Origin of the sequence: Mycobacterium sp. E2497, from assembly GCF_001668695.1 — a bacterium.
In the GTDB taxonomy this organism is placed as follows: Bacteria; Actinomycetota; Actinomycetes; order Mycobacteriales; family Mycobacteriaceae; genus Mycobacterium.
In genome coordinates this window covers 20,916-44,010 of sequence record NZ_LZKD01000007.1, presented here as the reverse complement: position 1 = coordinate 44,010, position 23,095 = coordinate 20,916, and the positions used below count along the sequence as shown (strand labels likewise).

Genomic DNA, 23,095 nt, shown 5'->3' with positions numbered 1-23,095 from the left:
TACTGGCCGCTGGAGCGATCTCAGTGACGATCCCTCAGACACACTCAAACAATCCGTGGCGATGCTCGGTGGCGCGGCTGCAAGCGACTTGGAAGCCGGCAAGAGCAGATCGGATGTAGTCGAACTCACGTTGGGTCGGTTTCGAAGCGTTGGTGATCGATCCTTGGTCTTGACCCGTACTGATGCGGAAGAAATCGTGACGTGCGCGCAGGCGAACTTGGTCGGTCGGTGAACAATGCGGGCGAGGTGCAGCGCCGAGCGCAGCGCCATGATGCCCCGACGGCGCCGCACCCGCGCTCATGACCGCGCCACCCGATCGCCGCCGAACGCCTACACAACTACGAGACCCGCGAACAGGCAGGCCAAGCCGCCCGACACCGACCCCTCGCGACACCACCACCATTTTGAAGCGATTCCCGCACCCCACGCTCCCGGGAGGGTTCCGGGCTCAGCCGTCGATGTGCGTCGGTGGGTCGACGAAGGTGAAATCCGAAGGGGGATGGTCGGGGCCCATCACATCGCAGTGCCCGTCGGGCACGAGGTACGAACTGGCGCCGTTGGGAATCAACCGGGCGACTGCCACGCAACGCTGCCAGGTGCCGTCGGGCTGCACTGGTCCGTCGCACTTGCTGAGGACGGGTCCTCCGTACAGGCAGCCGGCGCCGGCCGGCGGCGCCGAGACGATCGGCCCCGCGGCCATCAGCAGGACAGCGAATCCTCCGACGATGCCGCGCTTCATGGTTGCCTCCCGACACCTGACGCTACCGCTTTCATAGCGGCTTTTGGGATCGGTAGCGAACCATTCGCTGTCTGCTGATTCGCGTAGTCCACATCGGAAAGGCGCGAGCCAATGTCGCACAATCGCAAAGTCGGGAAGCTCATCGCCGGCGCGCTGCTGTCAGGCGGCGTGGCGGCAATAGGCCTGGGGCTGTCCGGGGGCACCGCGCAGGCGGGCCCCACAATGACGCCCCAATTCAATCGTCCACTGCCCGTGGACAACTTCACGGTTCCGCACGAATGGTGCCCGGGGCAACCGTTGCCGATGCCGGACGTCCGTTGGGACATGGGCGTCTGCCACCACTGGTACTGGGTGCCGGTCGGGGGCATGGGCAACGTCGGCCAATTCGTCTGGGAGGGAGACGCTCCGCGGCGCCCGCTGGGCCCGCCGCCGTGCTACGGAGCGCCCATCTGCCTGCCCGGCCTGTAGTGGGCATCGCGCCCGCGTAGGCGGCCCGCGATCGGGTAGCCCGCGGCGCCACGGTGACCGTCTGCGAAATCCATTCCAAGGCAGATCGGCCGCCGGAAAAGGCCCGGTCGTTTAATGCTTTGGTTACCCTAAGGTCAGGGGTATATCGTTCGTCCCAGCCGGGACTCGACGGGGAAGGATCTGGGGGGCACCCTGGGGGGTGAGTGCTCAATGTTTCCGGCGTGTTTGCAACCTGGTAAACGCAATTTTCCGGCCGCGTACTCGGCATAGACAATGTGAGGTGTGATGGACTTGTTCGCGCCCCCCGAGATCACCTCGACGCTTATCCACTCCGGGCCTGGAGCGGGTTCGCTGATCGAGGCCGCGGGCGCGTGGCAAAGTCTGGGCGTCGAGCTGGAGAACTCGGTCGCCGTGTATGCCTCGGTGTTGTCGTCGTTGATCGAGTCGTGGGACGGCTCATCCTCGATGGCGATGCTGCAGGCCGTGCAGCCCTACCTCATCTGGCTGCGCACCACCGCGCAGCAGGCCCAGCAAATGGCCACCTCGGCGGAGTCTGCCGCGGCGGCCTTCAGTGACGTTCAGTCCGCGGTGGTGCAGCCCGCAGTGGTGGCCGCCAACCGGACGCGGCTGGCGCAGCTGCTCGCCACCAACACGTTCGGGCAGAACACGGCCGCGATCGCCCAGACGGAAAACGCGTACCAGACCATGTGGGCGAACAACTCGGCGGCGATGACGCAATATCAGGCGGCCACGAATCAGACCACGAGCCAGCTGTCCCAATTCAATTCGCCGCTGTCCATCACCAGCCCGACGGCCGCGGTCAACCAGAACGCCGCGGTGTCCAATGCTTCCTTGCTCAGCACGGCATCGAGCACGGGCAACGCCATCGACCAGCTCGGCGTCACCCCCTTCGATCCCAACGCCGGTTGGTTCAACTACTGGAGCACCTGGGGCAACCAGTTCATCTCGTCCGGCTTTCCCATCAACCTGCTCAGCTACCTGGCTCAGAACACCTCGGCCCAGGCGCTGCAGGGCGTGGGCAGCGACATCGGCCTGGGGCTCTCCGAGGGCGAGGGGGCGCTGGCGGCGTCGGTGACCAGGCTGGCCGGCGCGATCTCGGCGGCCCCGGGGGGCGCGCCAGCGGCCGCGATGGGGGTCGGGGTATCGCTGGGCAAGCTGACCGCTCCGCCCGCGGTGGTGGGGCTGCTGCCGGCGACGCAAACGCCGGTGCAGCTGGCCTCGTCGGTGTCGCCCCTGCCGGCCGACGCCGGGCTGACCGGAATGCCGCTGATGCCGATGATGGCGCCGTCGACGAACTCGGCGGGCAGCGGATGGCGCAAGCGCAAACAGCAGAAGTTCGAGGATCTGGAATACGGGGCGGAACTCCCGAAGAAGGTGATCCAGCGACCGCCCAGCGGCGGATGAGGGGCGACGATGGTTCCTCACGACTCCGGAAGCCGCATTTCGCCGCCGGATAGGTCAATGGCGGCGCGAGCCCCGTATCGGGCACGCGTGACGGCACTCGTGCGCCCCGTCTGGTCGGGTGAGCCGTGATCGATTTTGGGCTGCTGCCCCCCGAGATCACTTCGGCGCTGATCCATGCCGGGCCCGGCGCCTGGTCGATGATCGACGCCGCCGGCGCATGGCAGGAGCTCAGTGCCGAATTGGAAGCGGCCGCCAGCAGCTATGCCGCGGAGCTGGCTTCGCTGACGGCGACCTGGCGCGGCCCGTCGTCGCTGGCGATGGCCCAGGCGTTCGAGCCCTACCTCACGTGGTTGCGCACCACCGCGGTGCAATGCCAGGAAATCGCCGCATCCGTCGAAATCGCCACGGCCGCATTCGAATTGACGCACTGGACGGTGGTGCATCCCTCCGTCGTGGCGGCCAACCGGGCGCGGTTGGCACTGTTGCTGGCCACCAACTTCTTCGGCATCAACGCTCCGGCCATCGCCGAAACCGAGGCCGAGTACAACGCCATGTGGGTGAACAACTCCACCGCGATGTACCGGTACGGCGCGACGTCGCTGAACGCCGTCAAGCTGTCTCAGTTCTCGCCACCGCCACAGGTGGCCAATCCCTCGGCGGTGACCACCCAGGCCACGGTCGCGCCCACGGCGAACGCGCTGACCAGCTCGGCGACCACCGGGTCCGTTCTCGACACGCTCGGCGTGACCCCCTTCGACCCCAAGCAGGGTTGGTTCTGGTATTTCAGCACCTGGGGCAACCAGACCATTGCGGGCGGGCTTCCCGTGAACCTGCTGAGCTACATCGCGCAGGTCAACGCGGCCCAGGCGCTTCAGGGTGTGAGCACCGACATCGGCCAGGGCCTGGCGGAAGGTGGGGCTGCCCTGGCGTCGGCGGATGCCAGCCTCGTGAACGCGCTCGGCTCCGGATGGTCGGCGCTGGCCCCCCGCGGCGCGCTGGGGGTCTCCGTCCTGGTGGGCAAGCTGAGCATGCCGCCCGCGACGGTGGGGATGCTGCCCGGCGTCCAGCCGCCGGTGCAGCTGGCCTCGGCGGTGTCGCCGCTTCCGCCGGGCGCGGTGCAGCCGCCCGCCCTCCCGTTAGCCCCGATGCGGCCGCCGATGGGTGGCAAGGGTGGTCGCGGCGATGGTCGGGACTACGACGACATCGAGATCGGCGCGGAGCTTCCCGGCACCGTCATGAAGCGACCGCCGTCAGCGGGATAGCTTGGGCCCCAACGCCTGACGGCGCTCCGGCCGTGACGGGCCGGGCTCGTCCTCGGCCAGGGTGAAATAGCTCTCCTCCTCCTGCAGGAAATGCAGGCGCAGCAGGGCGTGCAGCCCGTAGAGGCACGCCAGCAGGTCGTCGACCTGGTCGGGGCCGATCCCTCCGCTGCTCTGGGCCAACGCCAGGTGCGCGCCGATCCGGTCGGAGAGTCGCTGGATCTCGGCATGGGTCCGGCTCATCGGTGCGGTCGCTTCGCTGGTGCCCAGCGGGTGGGCCAGCGCCGGATAGAGCTCCGACTCCTCGGCCCGTTCGTGCGGGATGATCCGCTCGGTGAGCACGGTGTGGGCGTGGCGCACGGCCTCCATAGCCGGCTCGTCGGCCCCGTCGGCGAGCCGGTCGGCGGCATCGCGCAACAGGTCCACGGCGTCGCGCAGCTCGTCGTGTTCGGCGTCGAAGCGCCGCAGCAGCTGTTCGGTCGTAGCCGGCAGGTCGACCTCGATGTCGGGGTTGCCGCGCAGGGCGCGCAGCGCGTTGAGGATCACGGCGACGTCGATGCCCTCCTGCACCAGTGCACCGACGGCCGGCGGCAGCCACCCCGCGGCGGCGACGGCCATCGCGGCCAGTGACAGGGCCATGCCGACGACCGCGCTCTGCACGGCGATGCGTCGTGACCACCGGGCGATGTCCATCGCGTCGGCGAGCCGCTCCAGTCGATCGGTGGTCAAGACGATACTGGCCGCCTCCGAGGACGCGGTGGCGCCGCGGGCACCCATCGCGACGCCGACGCTGGCCGCGGCCAACGCGGGTGCGTCGTTGACCCCGTCGCCGACCATCACGGTCACCGCGCGGTCCTTCTCGGCGCGGACGGCGGCCACCTTGTCCGCCGGGCTTTGTTCGGCGTACACCTCGTCCAGGCCCAGCACGGCCGCGACCTCGCGGGCAGGCTCGGTGCGGTCACCGGTGAGCATGACCAATCGGTTCAGCCCCGCCTCGCGCAGCCGCCGCAGGGTGCGCGGGGCGTGACGACGCAGCGGGTCGCGCAGCAGCACCGCGCCCGTGGGCCGCCCGTCGACGCAGACCCAGGCGATGGCGGCGCCGTCCAGCAGGGCGCGATTCACCACCGCGCGGGCCCATTCGGTGTTGGCGGTGTCGTGCCAGAGTTTGCCGACGTGCACCCGGTGACCATCCAGGGTGGCGGTGACGCCGCGGCCGGGTTCCTCGACGACCTCGGTCGGAAGGGACAGCTGCAGGCCGCGGGCCCGCGCGGCGGTGACGATCGCCTCGGCCAGGACATGCGGGGACATCTGATCCACCGACGCCGCCACCCGCAGGATCTCGATCGCGTCGCGCCCGGGGGCGGCGGCCACGTCGATGACGACCGGGCACCCCATGGTCAGGGTGCCCGTCTTGTCCATCACCAAAGTGGTTGCGTGGCCGAGGTTTTCCAGAGCGCCGCCACCGCGGATCACCACACCGCGGCGCGAGGCCCGCGACAGCCCGGACACGATGGCGACCGGTGCCGCGAGCAACAGCGGGCACGGGGTCGCCACCACCAGCACCGCCACCGCCCGCACAGCGGACCCACTGGCCAGCCACGCCACGCCGGCCACCAGCAGCGTCAACGGCAGGAACCATGCCGCGTACCGGTCGGCCAGCCGCACCACCGGCGCGTTCTCCGCGCCGGCCTCCGCGGCCAGGCGGACGATGTGGGCGTAGGTGCTGTCGGCGGCGGTGGCCGTGGCCTCCATTTCAAACGCGCTGCCCGCGTTGACCACCCCGCTGCGCACGGGTTCGCCGGCGGTTCGCTCCACCTGCAGCGGTTCGCCGGTCAGGACCGATTCGTCCAGCACCGCGACCGCACTGGAAATGCGCCCGTCGACGGGCACCACTTCTCCCGGGCCGACGAGCAGCAGATCGTCGATTGCCACGTCATCCAGCGCGATGACGTCCACTGCCGAGCCGACGCGGCGGCGGGCGAACCGTGGCGCGTGCTCCAGCAGCGCCCGCAGGTCGTGTGACGCGCGGCGTTCGGCCGCGGCCTCCAGGGCCCGCCCGCCGGCGAGCATCACCGCGATCAGCGCCCCCGCGAGATATTCGCCCACCAGCAGGGTGCCGACCAGCGACAACACCGCTATCAGGTCCACCCCGAACCGGCCCCGGCGCAGCGCGGCGATGACCCACACCACCGCGGGGATTACCGCCACCACCGTGCCCGCGATCCAACAGCCGTCGGCGATCCGCCGGGCACCGGCCAGCCAGGCGATCCCCCCGGCCGCCAGCGCGGCGGCGGTCACCGCGGCCAGGGCCGGCTCGACCCACCGGGTGGGCAGGATCCGCCGCCCGCGTACCCCGACGTCCATGCCAGTCAGCCTTCCCTGACATCGCGGCGATGGCTAGGGCCGGATGGACGGGGATTGAGGACTCAGGTCACTAGCAGGTGGCGGCGCGTCCCGGTCAGCATTGGTGACGTGACTGCAAGTCCTTCCGCCGGTTCCATGCCAATCCACACCATCACCGGCGACCCCGTCGCCCGCGTCCCCGCCGACGCCACGATCGCCGACGCCGCCAGGGCCATGGTGACCTGCGACGTGGGTGCGATCGCGGTCGGCGACGACCCGCGGCCCGCCGCGCTGGTGAGCGAGCGCGACATCGTGCGGGCGGTGGCGGCCGGGCGGAATCTCGCGACCGCCCCGGTCTCCGACGTGGCCAGCACCAAACTGGTGTGGTGTGACGCCGAAGCCTCGGTGGACCAGGTCGCCGCCCGGATGATGGACCGCTACATCCGCCACGTGCTGGTGGAGCGCGACGGCGCGCTGGTCGGCATCGTCTCGGCCCGCGACCTGCTGGGCGTCTACGCGGACTTCGATTCTTGAGGCCGCGAGCGGTGGCCGCGCTTCTCGGCGGCGGCCTGGCCGGGCTGACGGGCTGGGACCTGCTGCAGCGCCGCCACACCATCCTGCGCAACTTCCCGGTCATCGGACACCTGCGGTTCCTGCTGGAAGCGGTGGGCCCCGAGCTGCGCCAGTACATCGTCACCGACAACGACGCGGAACGGCCGTTCAGCCGTGACCAGCGCCGCTGGGTGTACACGTCGTCGAAGCTGGCCAACCGATACTTCGGCTTCGGCACCGACAACGACCTGGAGCGGGTGCACAACTATCCCATCGTCAAGCACGCCGCGTTCCCCGTCGCGGCGCCGGCCGGTGAGCCCGACCACCCGGACCCGGCGGTGCCACTGCCGGCGGCGAAGGTGCTCGGCGCCGCGCGCGGCCGCGCCAAGGCCTTTCGCCCGTCGTCGCTGGTCAACATCTCCGGGATGAGCTTCGGTGCCCTCGGCGGCGCGGCCGTCACCGCCCTGAACAAGGGCGCGGCGATCGCCGGCGCCCTGCACACCACCGGCGAGGGTGGGGTGTCGCCGTATCACCTCCACGGCGGCGACCTGGTCTGGCAGATCGGCACCGGCTACTTCGGCTGCCGCGACGAAGAGGGCCGGTTCAGCCTGCCCCGGCTGGTCGACCGGGTGGCGGCCACGCCGTCCATCCGCGCCATCGAGATCAAGCTCAGCCAGGGCGCCAAGCCCGGCCTGGGCGGCGTGCTGCCGGGCGCCAAGGTCACCCCCGAGATCGCCGCCATCCGCGGCGTGCCGGCCGGGGTGGACTGCCGGAGCCCGGCGGGCCACTCCGCGTTCCATGACGTCGACGGGCTGCTGGAGCTGGTGGAGACGATCGCCGCCGAGACGGGCCTGCCGGTCGGCATCAAGTCGGCGGTCGGGGAGGGGCGGTTCTGGTGCGACCTGGCGGGGCGGATGGCCCGCACCGGCACCGGTGTCGACTTCGTGACGGTCGACGGCGGCGAGGGCGGTGCCGGCGCGGCCCCGCTGGTCTTCACCGACCACGTCGCCCTGCCCTTCAAGTGGGCTCTGCCGCGGGTGTACCGGGCCTTCGCCGAGCACGGGTTGCACCGTGACGTGGTCTTCATCGGGTCGGCCAAGCTGGGCATCCCGGAGAACGCGCTGCTGGCCCTGGCCACCGGCTGCGACATGGTCAATGTCGGCCGGACCGCCATGTTCTCGATCGGCTGCATCCAGGCGCAGCGCTGCCACACCGGCCGCTGCCCGTCGGGCGTGGCAACCCAGTCGCCGTGGCTGCAGCACGGCCTCGACCCGGACCTGAAATCGGTGCGCTGCGCCAACTACCTGGCCACCCTGCGGTTCGAACTGCTGCAGCTGGCCCGCACCTGCGGCTACGTCCATCCGGCGCTGGTGCCGCTGGAGGCCATCGAGCTTCTCGACGTCGACATGAAGACCGTCCGAGTCGATCAGTTGCTGGATTACCAGCCCGACTGGGGCCTGCCTGGCCCGGCCGACGCCGAGGCGATCACGGCCGTGATGTCCAGCGGCGCAGGATGAATTTGCGGATCTCGCTGACCCACAGGACCGTGCTGGCCACGGCGATGCAGACCAGCCACTGACTCAGCGAGAGCGGCGTGGTGGTGAAGGCCGTGTTGAGGACGGGTAGCTGAACGACGGCGACCTGCAGCAGCGCCGACAGCCCGATCGCAGCCCATAACCACCGGTTGGCGAAGAACCGGTGGAACGCGGACCGCGTCTCCGAGCGGGCGTTGACGGCGTTGATCAGCTGGGCGATCACCAGCACGGTGAAGCCCGCGGTGCGGGCGGTGTCCAGCGACGACGGCAGGGGGCCGCCGGGGGCGTAGATGCGGATGGTGAGCAGCGTGGCCGCCGCCACCGCCGCGCCGATCACGATGATGTTGTTCCACATCCGCGCGTCGATCACCCGGTCCGAGGCCGAGCGGGGCGGCCGGCTCATGACCTCTTCGGTTTGCGGGTCGACGCCCAACGCCAGCGCCGGTGCGCCGTCGGTCAGCAGGTTGATCCACAGAATCTGCGTGGCCAGCAGCGGCAGCGCGACGGTATCGCCCTGCGCCAGGCCGACCGCCCCGGCCAGCACGACCCCGAAGAAAACCGTGAAGATTTCGCCCATGTTCGACGACAGCAGGTAGCGCAGCGACTTCTTGATGTTCGAGAAGATGCCGCGGCCCTCGCGGATGGCCTGGACGATGGTCGCGAAGTTGTCGTCGGCGAGGATCATGTTCGCCGCTTCCCTGGCGACTTCGGTGCCGGAGCGTCCCATCGCGATGCCGATGTCGGCTGACTTCAGCGCGGGCGCGTCGTTGATGCCCTCCCCGGTGACGGCCACGATTTCATGGTCGGCGTGCAGCGCGTCGATGATGCGCTGTTTGTCCGCCGGATCGACCTGCGTGTACTGCGAGTGCTGGCGCACCGTTTCCCGCAGCTGCTCGTCATCCAGCGTCGCGAGTTCTGCACCGGACACGGCCGACTCGCCGCCTTCGATACCCAGCTTCCGGGCGATGCGCGCGGCGACCCGCGGATGGTCGCCGGTGATCATCACGACCCGGACGCCGGCGCGGCGCGCCTCGGCGATCGCGGCCGCCACCTCCGGCCGGGGTGGATCGGTGATCCCCACCATGCCCAGGTACACCAGGTGCCCGTCGGACCGGCAGGCGACCGCCACGGTGTGCAGGGCGTCGAGCGCCAGCCGCTCCGCGTCGCTTCGGATCGCGGCCCGTGCCGAGTCGTCGAGTGGCGCAAGCCGATCACCGGCCCGCAGGTGCGTGCACCGGCCGAGCACCTCGCCGGGCTCGCCCGTCGTCACGTCAGTCGGCGTCGTGCGGGGCCCGTCGCCGAGCTTCTTGCGGGCGACCAGGAAGGCCGCGTCGACGGGATCGCCCCGGATCGTCCACTGGCCGTCGTGCATGTCGAGCGCGGTAGCACCGCTGGCGGCGGCGCCCCCGTCGAGCACCAGGGCGGCCTGCCGCCACAGGTCGTCGCCCTCACCCAGCGGCGCGCCGCCGCGCTCGAGGCGACCCTCGGGCCGGTACCCGGCGCCGGTGACTCTCACCTCCCCAAGGGGAGTGACGACCCGGACGATGGTCATCTCTCCGGTCGTGAGGGTGCCCGTCTTGCCCGAGCACACCACCGACGCCGAGCCCAGGGTCTCGGCGGAGGACAGCTCCTTGACGACGGCGTTCAGACCTGCCATCCGCCGCATCCCCAGGGCGAGCACCACCGACATGATGGCGGGCAGGCCCTCCGGCACGGCCGCCACGGCCAGCGAGACGCCCAGGAGCACCGCCGTCACCACGTCGTGGGCGGTGTGGATGCCGAAGACCACGAAGATCGTCGCGATCACTACCACCGCGATCACCAGCACGGCGATCCCCAGCAGCCGGCTGGCCCGGGCCACCTCACGCTGCAACGGTGTCGGTTCGTGGTCGACCGTGCGGACCAGGCCGGCGATCTGACCGGTCTGGGTCGCCATCCCCGTCGCGGTCACGACTGCCCGCCCGGTGCCCTTGGTGACAGCGGTGCCCTTGAACACCATGTCCGCCCTGTCGCCCAGCGCCGCCGGCCCAGGCAGCGTCCGGGCATCTTTGAGCACGGGTTCGCTCAGACCGGTCAGCGCGGCCTCGGACAGCTCCAGCCCGGCGGACCAGAGCAGCCTGGCGTCGGCCGCCACGGCATCGCCCTCGGCCAGCAGCAACACGTCGCCGGGCACCACGTCGCCGGCGGGAACCGTGCGCCGCGCACCGTCCCGGATGACCGTCGCCGACGTCGCGGCCATCCGGGCCAACGCGCTCACCGCCTTCTCGGCGCGGGATTCCTGCGCGTACCCCAGGAGTGCGTTCAGGACGAGGATGACCGCGATCACCACCGCGTCGACCGGCCAGCCGCCGGCTCCCTCGACCACCCAGACCGCCAGCGAGGCGACCAACGCGGCGAGCAGCAGGTAGATCAGCGGGCTGCGGAACTGCGCCAGCAGCCTTCGGTAGGCCGGCGGCGGCGGGATGCTCTCGATGTCGTTGGCGCCCACCGCGGCGAGCCGGCGGGCGGCCTCTGCCTCGGGCAACCCCGCTTCGCGATCGGTGCGCAGCCGGTCGACGACGGCGGCGGCGTCGAGGAGCGCGGGGTCGGGGTCGAGCAGTGCGGCGTCCACCGGGCGCGCTCAACCGGTCAGTGCTGGCTCGCCGGCTGCGGCGAGGCGGCTTCCCTGCGGGACTCCAGCATCCGGTTGCGGACGATGTGCTCGACGAGGATCGGTACGAAGGTCTGGACGGGGGCGTCGACGAACTGCTCGGCGGCCTCCTCGGACCAGCGCTTGATCTGGGCGGTCCGTTGCTCGTCGCCGAGCCCCTCGTGGCGGGCCAGCTTGTCGGCGACGTCGGCCACGGATCGCGCCACCGTCGAATGGCTGTGTTGCGGCACGGCGTCGTCGGCGGGCATCCGGGCCTGCTCCAGCGCTTGACGGGCGACCTCCTCGCCGGCGTCGGGGCGGATGACGTGCAGCGTGAGGTGGTGGCCGTCCTCGCCGATCAGGATGACGCTGGCCGGCTCGTCGCTGGTGAACGCCAGCAGTTCGACCGTCTGGCCGCCGATCTCGGCCAGCGGCGGCGTCTCCTGCCAGCCGTTGCGGCGATAGCCCACCATCACGACCGGGCCCAGCCGCTCGGCCACCGACGCCAGCAGGCCAGGCAACTCGTCGACCAGGTTCGTGGTCCGTGGCCACCAGGCACCGTCGATGTGCTCCGACACGGACCGGTACGGCTTGAGCTGTAAGCGATTTTCCATATGCACGCCTCAATCGTCGGCGGGGCGGTCGGAACCCGACAGGGCCGGCCGCACCGAAGTGGTGGGACTTTGTGCCCTTTCGGGACCGGTCGCCGGCTCGACGCCGAGCCAGCGCCGCTGCACGCTGTGTGACGCGCGCAACATCAGGTCGGGCGCAACCGCGGACAGGGAGCTGGCCGTCGCCGCGGCCAACAGGCCCTGGCCCCAGGCCAACGGGTCCAGCGGCGTGCAGCCGAACAGCTGGCTCAGGCCCGGGGTGCTGATCACCAGCACGAGCGCGCCCAGCGAGCCCACCGAGGTCAGCACCACCAGCGGGGCCCGCGAGTCGACCAGCGTCTGGCTGAGTTGCGCGCCGACCAAGGCGACCAGCGCGACCGTGGCCGCGCGCTGCGGCGGGCCGGTCACCCTGGCCATCGCCCAGCCCGCGGTGGCGCCGATGGTGGTCGCGGCGCCGCGGATCCCGATCGCCCGCCACATCGCGGCCTCGTCGCGGTCGACGTCGGCGGTGCCCGCCTGGGAGCTGACCGCCAGTGCGGCGGCCGGCAGCGCGTCGGTCAGCATGTTGACCAACAGCATCTGGCGGGCGTTGAGCACCGAACGCCCGGTCAGGATGGTGGTCAACAGGGCGAAGCACACCTCACCGAGGTTGCCGCCCAGCAGCATCGACACCGCCGACTGCACGCGCCGCCACAGCTGCTCGCCCTCGTCGAGCGCGTCGAGCAGCGCCTCGATCCGTTCGTCGAGCAGCACCACGTCGGCGGCCGTGCGGGCCGCGTCGCTGCCCCGCGCCGCCACGCCGATGCCCACGCTGGCCGCCCGGATCGCGGCGGCGTCGTTGACGCCGTCGCCGACCATGGCGGTCACCAGCCCGGCCCGCTCGAGGGTCTGTACCACGTCGATCTTGTGCTCCGGCGTCATCCGCGCGAAGACCACCCGCGAGGCCGCCGCGGCGGCCCGCCCGTCGGCGGACAACGCCTCCCAGTCTCCGCCGGTGATCACCTGGTCGGCGGTGACATCGAGGCCCAGTTCCTGAGCGATCACCGCCGCGGTCGCCGGGTGATCACCGGTGATCACCCGGACCCCGATGTCGCGCGCGGCGAGTTCCTTCAGCAGCCCGGGGGCAGCGGCCCGCGGGGTGTCGGCCAGCCCGAGCAGCCCGATCGGGGTGAGCCCGGAGGAGCACAGGGCCTCCAGCCGGTCGGGATCGGCCGCCGCGGCCGCCGCCTCGTCCGCGCTGAGTTGGCGTTCTGCCACCGCCAGCACCCGCAAGCCCTTGGCCGCCATCTCGTCGACCAGTTCCGTCAACGGGTCGTCGTCGTGCAGCAGCGCCGACGCGAGCACCTCGGGTGAGCCCTTGATGGTCAGCCGGGTGCCGACGAGCGCGGCCGCGAACGGGCGGCCGGACTGGAACGGCAGGAACGCGTCCCGGGTTAGGCGTTGCGGCTCGGAGCCGTCGCCGCGCAGGGCGGGATCGCCGGCGGCCCGCTGTATCGCATCGTCGGTGGCATGGTCGACACGGTGGGTGTGCCTGGCGTAGCTGGTGCTCAACGCCGCATCCAGCACCGCACCGGGGGTGTGCCCCTTCATCGGGTGCACCGCCTTGACCTTCAGCCGGTTCTCGCTCAAGGTCCCGGTCTTGTCGAAGCACACCACGTCCAGCCGGGCCAGCGCCTCCACCGAGTGCGGGTTGCGGATCAGCACCGACTCGCCGGTGAGCCGGCGCGCGGCCGCCAGCTGGGCCAGCGTCGCGACCAGCGGCAACCCCTCCGGGATGGCCGCGACGATCAGCGTGACCGCGCTGGACACCGCCTCGCGCAACCCGGTGCCCCGTGCCACGCTGAGCAGGCCCACCAGGCCGCCGCTCGCCACGCTGAACGGCAGGGCCCGGCGGGTGATGTGCCGCAACTGTCGCTGCAGGCCGATCTCCTGCAGTTTCCTGGGCGCCATCGCCAGCGCCCGGCGCATCTCCGACCGCGAACCCACGGCCGTCACCACGGCCACCGCCGTACCCGCGACGACCGTCGTGCCCGCGTAGAGCATGCAGGTCCGTTCGGCCAGCGGTGCCCCCGGCGTGGGTTCGGTCTGCTTGGCCACCGGCAGCGATTCGCCGGTCAGCGTCGACTCGTCGACCTCCACGTTCGAGGCGTGCAGCAGCCGGGCGTCGGCGGGCACCACCTCGTCGGCGTGGACCTCGATGATGTCGCCCAGCCGCAGCCGCTTGGTCGGCACCTTCTCGCGGCGCTGTTTGTCCAGCGGGCCCACCCGTCGTCGCGCCGGCGGATCCTGCACGGCCAGCAGGCGATTCAGGGTGCGTTCGGCGTGCAGCTGCTGCTCGGCCGACAAGGCGGCGTTGACCAGCAGCACGCTGCCCACCAGCACCGCGTCCAGCAGGGAGCCGAGCAGCGCGCTGGCCGCCGCGCCGGTGGCCAGCAGCGGGGTGATCGGGTCCGCCAGGTCGCCGCGCATCTCGTCGGCGAAGTCGTGGATGGTCCCCCACGACGCCGCGCTCGCGTCGTGCAGCGCGCGAAGGGGCGGCACCTGCCGCCACCACGCGGCCGCCTCCTCGCGGGCCTCCTCGGTGGGGCGGGGCAACAGCCGCTGCACCTCGGCGACCGGCAAGGCGTGCCAGTCGTGGCTGGTTTCGGGCTCCGGCAGCGGGTCCCGGAGGGTCTTGACGGCCGCCCGGTACCCGAACCACAGGCTGGCCACCATGCCGACGTTGACCGAGGCCGAACTGCGCCCGGGCACACCGGGAATGAGCATCAACGCGCCCAGCGTCGACGCCGACGCGGACAACCGGACTGCCCCGTCGGTGGCCGCGCGCGCGGCGGGCAACGCGTGCAACAGGCGCCAGGCCCCCGTCAGGTCGTTCGCGATCACGTCGGCGGCCCAGGGCGGGGAATGTCGGGGCCGCAGCAGGCCGATCGTCACGTCGGACCGGTGCGCGGCGCGCATCTCCGACGTGGTCAGCAGGGCCACGGTGTTCCCCGCGGCCTTCAGCTCGGCCACGGCCGCCGCTACCGCGTGGTCGATCGACCCGCCCGGCTCGGCCGCGGGATACAACTGGTCGAAACCCTGTGCCAGGGAGCGCAATCCGTCGTCGTCGAGGGAATAGACGCGCGGTTGTGACCGCCGCGCCTCGGTGAGCACCGCCGCCGCGAGCGGGTCGCGGACGGGGCTGATGAGCGCCTCGCCGACGCTGCCGGCCCCGGCGATGTCGGCCAGCTGGTGCCAGCCGGGCTGCAGGCCGTCGTTGTCGAGCGCGGCGCGGACCGCTTCCCAGGCGTGGGCGCGGTCCGAATTCTCCACCCCGAGCACGCGACTCACCGTCAGTTCGTCGGTGTACAGCGCCCGAGGGTCGACCATGATCGCGTCGATCCGGTCGAGCGTCCGCAACACCCGGGGCCGCAGCACCAGCGCGTCGTGGCGGCCGGAGAGGCCGCGGTTCATCGTGCAGCCGAACGCTTCCCGCACGGACCGCAGGGGCTTGGGGACAGCGGCCAGCGCGGCCGCGCCGGCGGCGTCCGGGTTGCGGGTGAGCAGGCCGACCGCGGCGGCGGCGCCGATGCCGGCCAGGCCGGCGCGGTTGGCGTAGCGCTCCGCGGGCCCGTCCGGCGGGGGCGGGTTGCCGACGGGGGCCGAGACCCCGTCGTCGGCCACCGGCCGCTCCGCCAAGCCGGGCTCGTGCCGGATCCAGGCCAGCCTGCCGTTCCACGCCTCGGCGGCCAGCATGGTGCGGGTGGCGGCCTCGGCGGCCGCCGCCGTGGGTGACAGCGTCAGGGCCGCGGAGGTGGCGTTGACGATGCCGAACAACACATCGGTGCCCTCGGGCCCGAGGCGTCGCTCCAGCTCGCGGCGCAGCCGCGGCAGGTGGTCGGCCACGGTCGGGGGCACGGCCACCAAGTCGGGGAGCCGGGGCAGTCGCAGCAGGCTGCCGGTCAGCGAAAGGCCAAGGCCCACGGAGGCGGCCGTGGCCGCCACCATCCGGCCCATCAGCAGCGCGTCGTCGCCGGGCAGGCTGGCCGGCAGGGCCCTGCCCGCCCGCCGTCCGCCGCGTCGTTCCGCGGCCGCGACGCTCCGGCACAGGGCGGCCGCCGACGGCCCGTCGTCGGCCACGGTCACCACGACGCGCGCCAGCGTGCGGTTGAGGTAGGCCTGCTGCACCCCGGGCATCGCCCGGACGGCCGCCAACACGTCGGTGGCGATCGCCGGGCCGTGTTCGCCGTCGAGGCCGCGCACCTCGATCCACCGCCTGGGTCCGTTGTCGCTGACGCGCCGGGCCGGGGGGCCACCCACCGCCTCGAGGACCGCGCCCGCCGCCGCGCGGGTCAGGGCGGGAACGTCGGGCGTGGCGTGCACCAGTGACCTGCCCACGCTGGCCGCGACGTGCCCGCCCAGCAGGGCGGTGCCGGCCGCGAGCTCGGTGCCGACCGCGGCGACGCGCAACGGAGCCGTCAGCAAGCCCAGGCCGGGCAGGCCGCGTCGTGTGCTCACCGTGTTCTCCGGGCTCGGGTCGATTGTCTACAGTGCCCCCGGTTCCGCAAGGGTTACAGCGGCAGCTTAACGGGCGGTAACGTGCGCGGGAAAAAGTCATTGAGGCCCTTTTCGAGGGGCTTTTGTCCCTTGTCAAAACCGCTCGCGTTGGCCACCGTTGCGCTATGCGAAGCGCTTACCACCACCAGCTGGCCGAGTTGACGGTTCAGCTCGGCGAGATGTGCGGCCTGGCCAACGACGCCATGCGGCGCGCCACTGATGCCCTGTTGGAGGCCGACCTGGACGCCGCCGAACAGGTGATCCGTGAGCACGACCGCATGGTGGAGATGCGGGCGCAAACCGAACGGGAGGCGTTCGCGCTGCTGGCGCTGCAACAACCGGTCGCCGGTGAGTTGCGGGCGATTTTCAGCGCCATCCAGATCATCGCCGACATCGAACGCATGGGTGCCTTGGCGGTGCACATCGCCAAGATCGCCCGGCGCGAACACCCGAACCGGATACTGCCTGACGACCTCCGCGCGTGCTTCGCCGACATGGCGAAGGTGGCAATCACGTTGGGCGAAAGCGCAAAACAGGTGCTGATCTCCCACGACCCGCAGCAGGCCGCCCGGCTTCGCGAACAAGACGACGCGATGGACGAGCTGTACCGCAACCTGTTCAGCGCGCTGCTGGACGAAGGCTGGCGGGACAACATTCCCGTCGCCGTGGACTGCGCCTTGCTGGGCCGTTTCTACGAGCGCTTCGCCGACCATGCCGTGGAGGTCGGCCGCCGCGTGGTCTTCATCGTCAGCGGCGATCTGCCCACGCCGGACGAGATCTCGACCTACTGAGCGGCACCGGTGGGGGCGGGCTTGGGAAGATAACGTCGTGCAGGGCACACCGGACATCCAGGGCCGTGTCTGGCGCCACGGTAAGCCGCAGGAAGACTTCACGTTCGACGACATCTCGGGATATCTGGGCGAGCCCGACACCCTGGTGTGGGTGGATTTGTGCGCCCCGGACCACGACGCGTTGTGCGGCCTGGCGGCCGAGCTCGGCCTCAACACGTGGGCGGTGGAAGACGCCGTGGCGGCGGCCGAGCGGGTGAAGGCCACCGCGTACGAGACGCACACGTTCTTCACCGTCTACGCCGTCGGGGTCGCGGAGGAGGTGACCGACGAGCCGCGGCGCATGCTGTCCATGCAGCGGATCTCGGCGTTCGTGCTGCCGCGCGGCCTGATCACGGTACGGCTGACGCAGGACTTCGATGTCAGCCAGCTCACCCGGCGCTGGGATGAGATCGGCGCCCAGCAGTACGGCGTGGGCGCGCTGGTGCACGGCTTGCTCGACGTCGTGGTCGACAGCCACTTCGCCGCGGTGGAGGCCCTGGACGACTGTGTCGAGGCCATCGAAGACGAGCTGTTCGACGGCACGCCGCGCCAGGCGAGCTTCCAGCGCAGGACCTTCCAGATGCGCCGGGACCTGGTGGCGCTGCGGCGGGTGACGCTGCCGATGCGCGAGGTCGTCAACTCGATCCAGCACCACCGCCGCGAGGTCGGCACCGCTCCGGAACTGGACCCGCTGTACGCCGACCTGTATGACCACGTGCTGCGCGTGTCGGAGTGGACGGAGTCGTTGCGGGACATGGTCACAACCATTTTCGAGACCAACCTGTCCCTGCAGGACGCCCGGCTGAACACCATCATGAAGAAGCTGACCGGATGGGCGGCCATCATCGCCGTCCCCACCGCGATCACCGGCTTCTACGGGCAGAACGTTCCCTACCCCGGCTTCGGCCATCTCGCCGGCTTCCTTGCGAGTACCACCCTGATTTCCGTGCTGATGGTGGTGATCTACGTGATGTTCAAGCGGAGGGACTGGCTATGACCGCTGACCTGCTGACCGGCTCGGAGGCCCCGAAGGCGATGCTGGTCGCCGCCGCCCCCCTCGACGAGGTGCTGCGCCGGCTGGACAGCTCGGCCGCCGGGTTGTCCAGCGCGGAGGCCGCCGCCCGGCTGACGCGTTACGGACCCAACGCGGTGCGGACCCATCGCGTCAACGCCCTTGCGGTGCTGGGTCGTCAACTGCGCAACGCGGTGCTCATCCTGCTGGCCGGCACCGCGGTCGTCTCATACTTCCTGGGCGACAGCATGCAGGCCGTCATCATCGGCATCATCCTGGCGGCCAGCATCGGCCTGGGCTTCATCAACGAGTACCGCGCCGAGCGGGCCGCCGCCGAACTGCACGCCAGCGTGCACCACAACGCGCTGGTGCGCCGCGACGGAGAGTTCGTTTCGGTCGCCGTCAGCGAGCTGGTACCGGGCGACGTGATCCGGCTGTCGCTGGGGGAGGCGGTCCCGGCCGACGTCCGGCTGATCGACGTCACAGGCCTGGAATGCAACGAAAGCATCCTGACCGGGGAATCGACCGGATCGGAGAAAGCGCCGCATCCGGTGCCGCCCGGAACCGACCTGGCCGACGCGAGCGATCTGGCCTTCATGGGCACGATCGTCAGCGCCGGTGAGGGCACCGGGGTGGTGTACGCCACCGGAAAGAACGCCGAATTCGGCCGGATCGCTTCGGGTTTGGACGAGCATCCGCCCGAAACCGGTTTCCAGGTCGGGCTGCGCCGGTTCTCCTACCTGCTGCTGCAGGTCGCCGTCGCGCTGATGGTGATCATCTTGATCAGCAACCTGCTGCTGGCCAAGCCGATCATCGACTCGGTGCTGTTCTCGCTGGCGATCGCGGTCGGCATCACGCCGCAGCTGTTGCCGGCCGTCGTGAGCACCAGTCTGGCCACCGGCTCACGCCAGTTGGCCAAGGCGAAGGTGCTCGTCAAGCGGTTGGTCTGCATCGAAGACCTCGGCGACATCGACATCCTGATCACCGACAAGACCGGAACCTTGACGGAGGGACGGATCCGGCTGGTGGACGCCGTCGACGCCGGCGGTGCGCACAGCGACCCGGTCCGCCGGCTCGGCCTGCTGGCCACCGATGTGGACCCGGAAACCGCCGGCGCCAGCGCGAATTCGCTCGACGCCGCACTCTGGGAATCGTCCGGGGCGCAGCAACTGGTGGGCGGTTCTACGCGCCGGGTCGCGCTGCTGCCGTTCGACCACGAACGCCGCGCGACCTCGGCGCTGGTCGACGACGACGGGAACCGGGTGCTGGTGGTCAAGGGGGCGCCCGAGCAGGTGCTGGCCCAGTGCCTGGCCGTCCCGGCGGCGGTGGAGGAGACCCTGGCTGCGTTGTTCGCCGCCGGGCGCCGGGTGGTGGCCGTGGCCACCAAACCGGCGCCGGGGATGACGACGCTGTCCCGGGCGGACGAATGCGAGCTCTCGCTCGCGGGGTTCCTGGTCTTCGCCGACGAGCCCAAACCGGCCGCACGCCAATCGCTGTTGGAGCTGGCCGAGCTGGGCATCGAGCTGAAGATCGCCACCGGGGACAACCCGCGAGTGGCCGAAAAGGTCTGTGAAGAACTGGGTTTGGCCTCGAAGGGCACGATCACCGGCGCGCAGCTCGAACCCCTGGACGACGCCGCGTTCGCCTACGCCGCGCAACACCACACCATCTTCGCGCGCATCTCCCCCGAGCAGAAGGCGCGGCTGATCACCGCGCTGCGGCGCGAGGGGCGAGCCGTCGGCTTCCTGGGCGACGGGGTCAACGACGCGCTGCCGTTGCACGCCGCCGACGTGGGGATCTCGGTCGGCAGCGCCACCGACGTGGCCAAGGACGCCGCCGACGTGGTGCTGCTGGAGAAGGACCTCGGTGTGTTGGCCACCGGCGTCGCCGAGGGCCGGCGGATATTCGCCAACACCATCAAGTACGTGCTGATGGGCACGTCGAGCAACTTCGGGAACATGTTCAGCGCCGCGGCCGCATCGGCCCTGCTGCCGTTCCTGCCGATGCTGCCCAGCCAGATCCTGCTGAACAACCTGTTATACGACTCCTCGCAGCTGGCGATCCCCACCGACAGGGTCGACGCCGAGCAGCTGCACGCGCCGTCGCACTGGAACGTCGCGTTCATCCGCCGGTTCATGCTGATCTTCGGACCGATCAGCTCGCTGTTCGACTTCCTGACGTTCGGGTTGATGCTGGGCGTGCTGCACGCCGGCGCGATCGAGTTCCGCACCGGGTGGTTCGTGGAATCGCTTGCGACGCAGACGCTGATCATCTTCGCGATCCGCACCCGCAAGGTGCCGTTCTTCCGCAGCCGGCCCAGCGCGTTACTCGCCGTCACCAGCCTCACCGTGGTCGCCGTCGGCGCCGGGCTGACGATCTCGCCGCTGGCCCGCACCCTGGGCTTCACCCCGCTGCCGTGGCAGTTCTTCGCCGTGCTGGGCGCGTTCGTCGCCAGCTACCTGGTGCTGGTGGAGCTGGCCAAGCTGCTCTTCTACAGCGAGCCGATGCACCTCGCGGGGCAGCCGCATCGCGCCCGCGGAAACGCGTTCCGCATTCGCCGCCGGGCCGCCCGCTACCACTACATCGAGCGGCGGATGCGCGGGCGGGACGGGGCTTAGTGCTCGACCTGGAGGGTCGGCAGATCCGAAAGACCCTGCTGGATTCCCCGGTCGAGCTTGTCGATCAGTGTCGTGCTGCCGGCCGGGGCCGTCTCCTGGCAGGCACAGCTGAGGGTGGTGAAGGGGCTTGGGTCGGCGTTCGCCGATGCTGCCGACCAACTTGCAGCGCCGAGAGTGAGTGCAACGCCGACCAAAAGTTTAGGAATCATTTGGCCTTCGAGTTCTCGAAATTGAATTCAGGCCAAATTTTACCGGCGCACGTGTCACGAGCCTGTCAACTAGCTGTTAACTTTCAGGCCTGGGTGCCGTACTTCGGGCAGTACGCCCGGATGCTCACCCCCACGAAGTAGCCGGCGTGGTAGCCGTCGAGGTGGCTGTTGGTCATGACGTCGTTTGCCACCTGTTGCGGGGACTCACCGGATTCGAGTTCCTGGCACACTAAATGACCGGACCGGATGGCCGTTTCGGGCGATTCGTAGTTGATGCCCTTGGCGGTCAGCGCCGCGAGGAAGGCGTCGTCGGCGGCGCTGGCGTTGGCGGTCGGGGTCGCCGCCGGCACGCCCAACAGCCCCGCCGCCGGGACAACGCCGACAGCCACCAGCAACCCCAGCAGGCCGGGGTTGCGGATCTGGGTCCTCGTCATTTCTGATACTCCCGTGACATCGAAGTGCCGTTGCTCGCTGACAGCGGGGGCTGCCCGAATAGTTGCACGTTGCGGTGTCGCACGGTGCAGGATCAATCATATTGCGACCACCGCCACACCCGGCTTTGCTCCGGCCTCGGTCCCCTCGGTGCGCTGACGGGATGCCATACGTGCGTTGGTTGGCGCTGGCCGTCGTGGCAGTGTGCTTGGCGGCCTGTGGTGTGCGGCATGTGTCGGCGGCCAGCGCGCGGGATGCTTCCGGGACATTCCGTTCCGGCGGCATGGACCGAACTTACCTGCTGCATGTGCCGCCGGGTAGCCCGGTCGGCCTGGTGCTGAGCCTGCACGGCGGCGGCGGGACCGGCAACGGCCAGCGCGGCCTGACCGGGTTCGACACGGTCGCCGACGCCCACGACCTGTTGGTGGTCTATCCCGACGGTTACGACAAGAGCTGGGCCGACGGGCGGGGGGCGTCGCCGGCGGATCGCCGGCACGTGGACGATGTCGGCTTCCTGGTGGGCTTGGTGGGCAAGCTGCAGAACGACTACGGCATCGCCCCGGGACACGTCTTCGTCACCGGAATGTCCAACGGCGGCTTCATGGCCAACCGGCTGGCGTGCGACCGCGCCGACGTGTTCGCCGCGATCGCGCCCGTGGCGGGCACCCTCGGCGTGGGCGTGGCGTGCAATCCGTCGCGGCCGGTCTCGGTGTGGGAGGCGCACGGCACCGCCGACCCGCTGGTGCCGTTCAACGGCGGTGTCGTGCGCGGCCGCGGCGGGGTGAGCCACTCCATCTCCGCCGACAGCATGGTGAACAAGTGGCGCGCCGCCGACGGGTGCCAGGGCGATCCGTCGGTGCAGGTGCTGCCGGACGTCGGCGACGGCACCGTCGTGCACCGCTTCGACTCCGCGGCGTGTGCGGCGTCGACCGAGGTGACCTTTTACCGGATCGACAGCGGCGGGCACACCTGGCCGGGCGGCAGGCAATACCTGCCGAAGGCGATCATCGGGCCCACCACCCGGGCGCTCGACGGGTCGGAAGCCATCGCGGAGTTCTTCCTGGCGCACGCGCGGGACTAGTGGCGATCGCGAGCGCGGCGTAGCCGGGCGCTGCCGGTCGCCACCATCGGCCAGCCGCGTCAGCGCTGGCAGGACGGGCACCAGTAGGTGACCCGTTCCCCCGTGCCGTCGTAGCTGATCGGGGTGCCGCAGCGCCGGCAAGCCTGCCCGGCCCGCCCGTAGACCCACAGCTGCCGGCCAGTTCGGGTGTCGCCCGTGGTGCAGCGGTTCCAGCGGAACCTGTTGAGCCACAACATGTCTCGCGCGCGGGAGACCAACCTCAGCGGGTCGGAGACCGCGCTCACCGGAGCGGTGGGCAGGTGTCCGCTGACGAAACAGAGCTCGTTGCAGTAGACATTGCCGATGCCGGCCAGCGCCCGCTGGTCGAGCAGCGCCTGGCCCAGCGGCCGGTCCGGGTCGGCCGACAGGTTGGCGGCGGCGAGCGCGGGGTCCCAGTCCTCGCCCAGCAGGTCGGGCCCCAGGTGCGCGACGGCGTCGCCGTCGCGGTCACGGTCGAGGATCTCCAGGACGCCCAGGTCCACGCCGACGGCGCGGACGGGGCCGGCTTCCAGGACGATGCGGGCGCGGTGGTCGACCCGGACCGGGCGGTCGCCGACCCGCCAGCTGCCGTCCATCTTCAGGTGCGAGTGGATGCTGGCCGGGCCCACCCGGATGAACAGGTGCTTCCCCCGGCTGAGCACCTCGTCGACCGCCTGCCCGGTGAGGTCGACGGTCGCGTAGCGCGGGACGCGGACGTCGCAGCGCGTCAGGGTGCGGCCGACCAGGTGCTGGCGTAGCAGGGCCGCGGTGTGCCAGACGGTGTCTCCTTCGGGCATG

At 70.8% G+C, this 23,095-nt stretch carries 17 protein-coding genes; 10 read left to right on the top strand and 7 right to left on the bottom strand.

The window, feature by feature from the left end; translation table 11 throughout:
* A partial coding sequence (locus A5713_RS28880; RefSeq protein ID WP_231980192.1) for a hypothetical protein occupies positions 1-232 on the top strand: 232 nt, incomplete at its 5' end.
* A gap of 216 nt (positions 233-448) precedes the next feature.
* On the opposite strand, the gene A5713_RS00445 is transcribed toward A5713_RS28880, so the two are convergent.
* Positions 449-739: a hypothetical protein gene (locus A5713_RS00445; protein WP_068091345.1), complete on the bottom strand. Its 291-nt coding sequence runs from the start codon at positions 737-739 to the stop codon at positions 449-451.
* A 111-nt stretch (positions 740-850) separates the two neighbouring features.
* Between A5713_RS00445 and A5713_RS00440 the strand changes: the two genes are divergently transcribed.
* From A5713_RS00440 to A5713_RS00430, 3 genes are all read left to right on the top strand, one after another.
* Positions 851-1,207: a hypothetical protein gene (locus A5713_RS00440; RefSeq protein ID WP_067924259.1), complete on the top strand. Its 357-nt coding sequence runs from the start codon at positions 851-853 to the stop codon at positions 1,205-1,207.
* 285 nt (positions 1,208-1,492) lie between these two features.
* The gene (locus A5713_RS00435) at positions 1,493-2,632 is read left to right on the top strand and encodes a PPE family protein (protein ID WP_068091339.1); all 1,140 of its coding nucleotides are present in this window, start codon (positions 1,493-1,495) and stop codon (positions 2,630-2,632) included.
* A 128-nt stretch (positions 2,633-2,760) separates the two neighbouring features.
* Positions 2,761-3,894, top strand: coding sequence for a PPE family protein (locus A5713_RS00430; protein WP_068091348.1), 1,134 nt, complete (start codon positions 2,761-2,763; stop codon positions 3,892-3,894).
* Here the strand turns inward: A5713_RS00430 and A5713_RS00425 are convergent.
* A complete protein-coding gene (locus tag A5713_RS00425; protein ID WP_068091336.1) occupies positions 3,883-6,255 on the bottom strand; it encodes a heavy metal translocating P-type ATPase in 2,373 nt (790 codons plus the stop codon). The genes A5713_RS00430 and A5713_RS00425 overlap by 12 nt on opposite strands.
* Positions 6,256-6,363: 108 nt before the next feature.
* Between A5713_RS00425 and A5713_RS00420 the strand changes: the two genes are divergently transcribed.
* The gene (locus A5713_RS00420) at positions 6,364-6,768 is read left to right on the top strand and encodes a CBS domain-containing protein (RefSeq protein WP_067924262.1); all 405 of its coding nucleotides are present in this window, start codon (positions 6,364-6,366) and stop codon (positions 6,766-6,768) included.
* The gene (locus A5713_RS00415; RefSeq protein ID WP_068091333.1) at positions 6,765-8,303 is read left to right on the top strand and encodes an FMN-binding glutamate synthase family protein; all 1,539 of its coding nucleotides are present in this window, start codon (positions 6,765-6,767) and stop codon (positions 8,301-8,303) included. Before A5713_RS00420 ends, A5713_RS00415 begins: the two co-directional genes overlap by 4 nt.
* On the opposite strand, the gene A5713_RS00410 is transcribed toward A5713_RS00415, so the two are convergent.
* The 3 genes from A5713_RS00410 to A5713_RS00400 are packed head-to-tail and all read right to left on the bottom strand — an operon-like array spanning position 8,272 to position 16,058.
* Positions 8,272-10,932 carry a cation-transporting P-type ATPase gene (locus A5713_RS00410; protein ID WP_068091331.1) on the bottom strand — a complete coding sequence of 887 codons (2,661 nt, stop codon included), beginning with the start codon at positions 10,930-10,932 and terminating at the stop codon, positions 8,272-8,274. The two genes, A5713_RS00415 and A5713_RS00410, sit on opposite strands and share 32 nt — an antisense overlap.
* Positions 10,933-10,949: 17 nt before the next feature.
* Positions 10,950-11,570 (bottom strand): DUF5994 family protein, encoded by a 621-nt coding sequence (locus A5713_RS00405; protein WP_102418638.1) that lies wholly within the window; start codon positions 11,568-11,570, stop codon positions 10,950-10,952.
* Between the two features lie 3 nt (positions 11,571-11,573).
* Positions 11,574-16,058, bottom strand: a complete 4,485-nt coding sequence (locus tag A5713_RS00400; protein ID WP_068091326.1) for a cation-translocating P-type ATPase — start codon at positions 16,056-16,058, stop codon at positions 11,574-11,576.
* 164 nt (positions 16,059-16,222) lie between these two features.
* Between A5713_RS00400 and phoU the strand changes: the two genes are divergently transcribed.
* The 3 genes from phoU to mgtA are packed head-to-tail and all read left to right on the top strand — an operon-like array spanning position 16,223 to position 20,557.
* The gene (phoU, locus tag A5713_RS00395; protein ID WP_067919678.1) at positions 16,223-16,888 is read left to right on the top strand and encodes a phosphate signaling complex protein PhoU; all 666 of its coding nucleotides are present in this window, start codon (positions 16,223-16,225) and stop codon (positions 16,886-16,888) included.
* Between the two features lie 37 nt (positions 16,889-16,925).
* Positions 16,926-17,924 carry a magnesium transporter CorA family protein gene (locus A5713_RS00390; RefSeq protein ID WP_068091317.1) on the top strand — a complete coding sequence of 333 codons (999 nt, stop codon included), beginning with the start codon at positions 16,926-16,928 and terminating at the stop codon, positions 17,922-17,924.
* Positions 17,921-20,557 carry a magnesium-translocating P-type ATPase gene (gene mgtA / locus A5713_RS00385; protein ID WP_068091314.1) on the top strand — a complete coding sequence of 879 codons (2,637 nt, stop codon included), beginning with the start codon at positions 17,921-17,923 and terminating at the stop codon, positions 20,555-20,557. Before A5713_RS00390 ends, mgtA begins: the two co-directional genes overlap by 4 nt.
* A gap of 292 nt (positions 20,558-20,849) precedes the next feature.
* Here the strand turns inward: mgtA and A5713_RS00375 are convergent, their stop codons facing one another.
* On the bottom strand, positions 20,850-21,200 hold the full coding sequence (locus tag A5713_RS00375; protein ID WP_067918180.1) for a DUF732 domain-containing protein: 351 nt from the start codon (positions 21,198-21,200) through the stop codon (positions 20,850-20,852).
* A gap of 161 nt (positions 21,201-21,361) precedes the next feature.
* On the opposite strand from A5713_RS00375, the gene A5713_RS00370 reads away from it, so the two are divergent.
* Positions 21,362-22,279: a PHB depolymerase family esterase gene (locus tag A5713_RS00370; RefSeq protein ID WP_067918178.1), complete on the top strand. Its 918-nt coding sequence runs from the start codon at positions 21,362-21,364 to the stop codon at positions 22,277-22,279.
* A gap of 59 nt (positions 22,280-22,338) precedes the next feature.
* Here the strand turns inward: A5713_RS00370 and nei2 are convergent, their stop codons facing one another.
* Entirely contained in the window at positions 22,339-23,094 is a 756-nt protein-coding gene (nei2, locus tag A5713_RS00365; RefSeq protein ID WP_067918187.1) for an endonuclease VIII Nei2, read from the bottom strand.
* Position 23,095 lies beyond the last annotated feature (1 nt).

What these genes read in the sequence shown, in the direction of transcription:
- A5713_RS00445 (WP_068091345.1), bottom strand. Translation starts at nt 739, where the DNA reads ATGAAGCGCGGCATCGTCGGAGGATTCGCTGTCCTGCTGATGGCCGCG.
- A5713_RS00440 (WP_067924259.1), top strand. Translation starts at nt 851, where the DNA reads ATGTCGCACAATCGCAAAGTCGGGAAGCTCATCGCCGGCGCGCTGCTG.
- A5713_RS00435 (WP_068091339.1), top strand. Translation starts at nt 1,493, where the DNA reads ATGGACTTGTTCGCGCCCCCCGAGATCACCTCGACGCTTATCCACTCC.
- A5713_RS00425 (WP_068091336.1), bottom strand. Translation starts at nt 6,255, where the DNA reads ATGGACGTCGGGGTACGCGGGCGGCGGATCCTGCCCACCCGGTGGGTC.
- phoU (WP_067919678.1), top strand. Translation starts at nt 16,223, where the DNA reads ATGCGAAGCGCTTACCACCACCAGCTGGCCGAGTTGACGGTTCAGCTC.
- mgtA (WP_068091314.1), top strand. Translation starts at nt 17,921, where the DNA reads ATGACCGCTGACCTGCTGACCGGCTCGGAGGCCCCGAAGGCGATGCTG.
- A5713_RS00375 (WP_067918180.1), bottom strand. Translation starts at nt 21,200, where the DNA reads ATGACGAGGACCCAGATCCGCAACCCCGGCCTGCTGGGGTTGCTGGTG.
- A5713_RS00370 (WP_067918178.1), top strand. Translation starts at nt 21,362, where the DNA reads ATGCCATACGTGCGTTGGTTGGCGCTGGCCGTCGTGGCAGTGTGCTTG.
- nei2 (WP_067918187.1), bottom strand. Translation starts at nt 23,094, where the DNA reads ATGCCCGAAGGAGACACCGTCTGGCACACCGCGGCCCTGCTACGCCAG.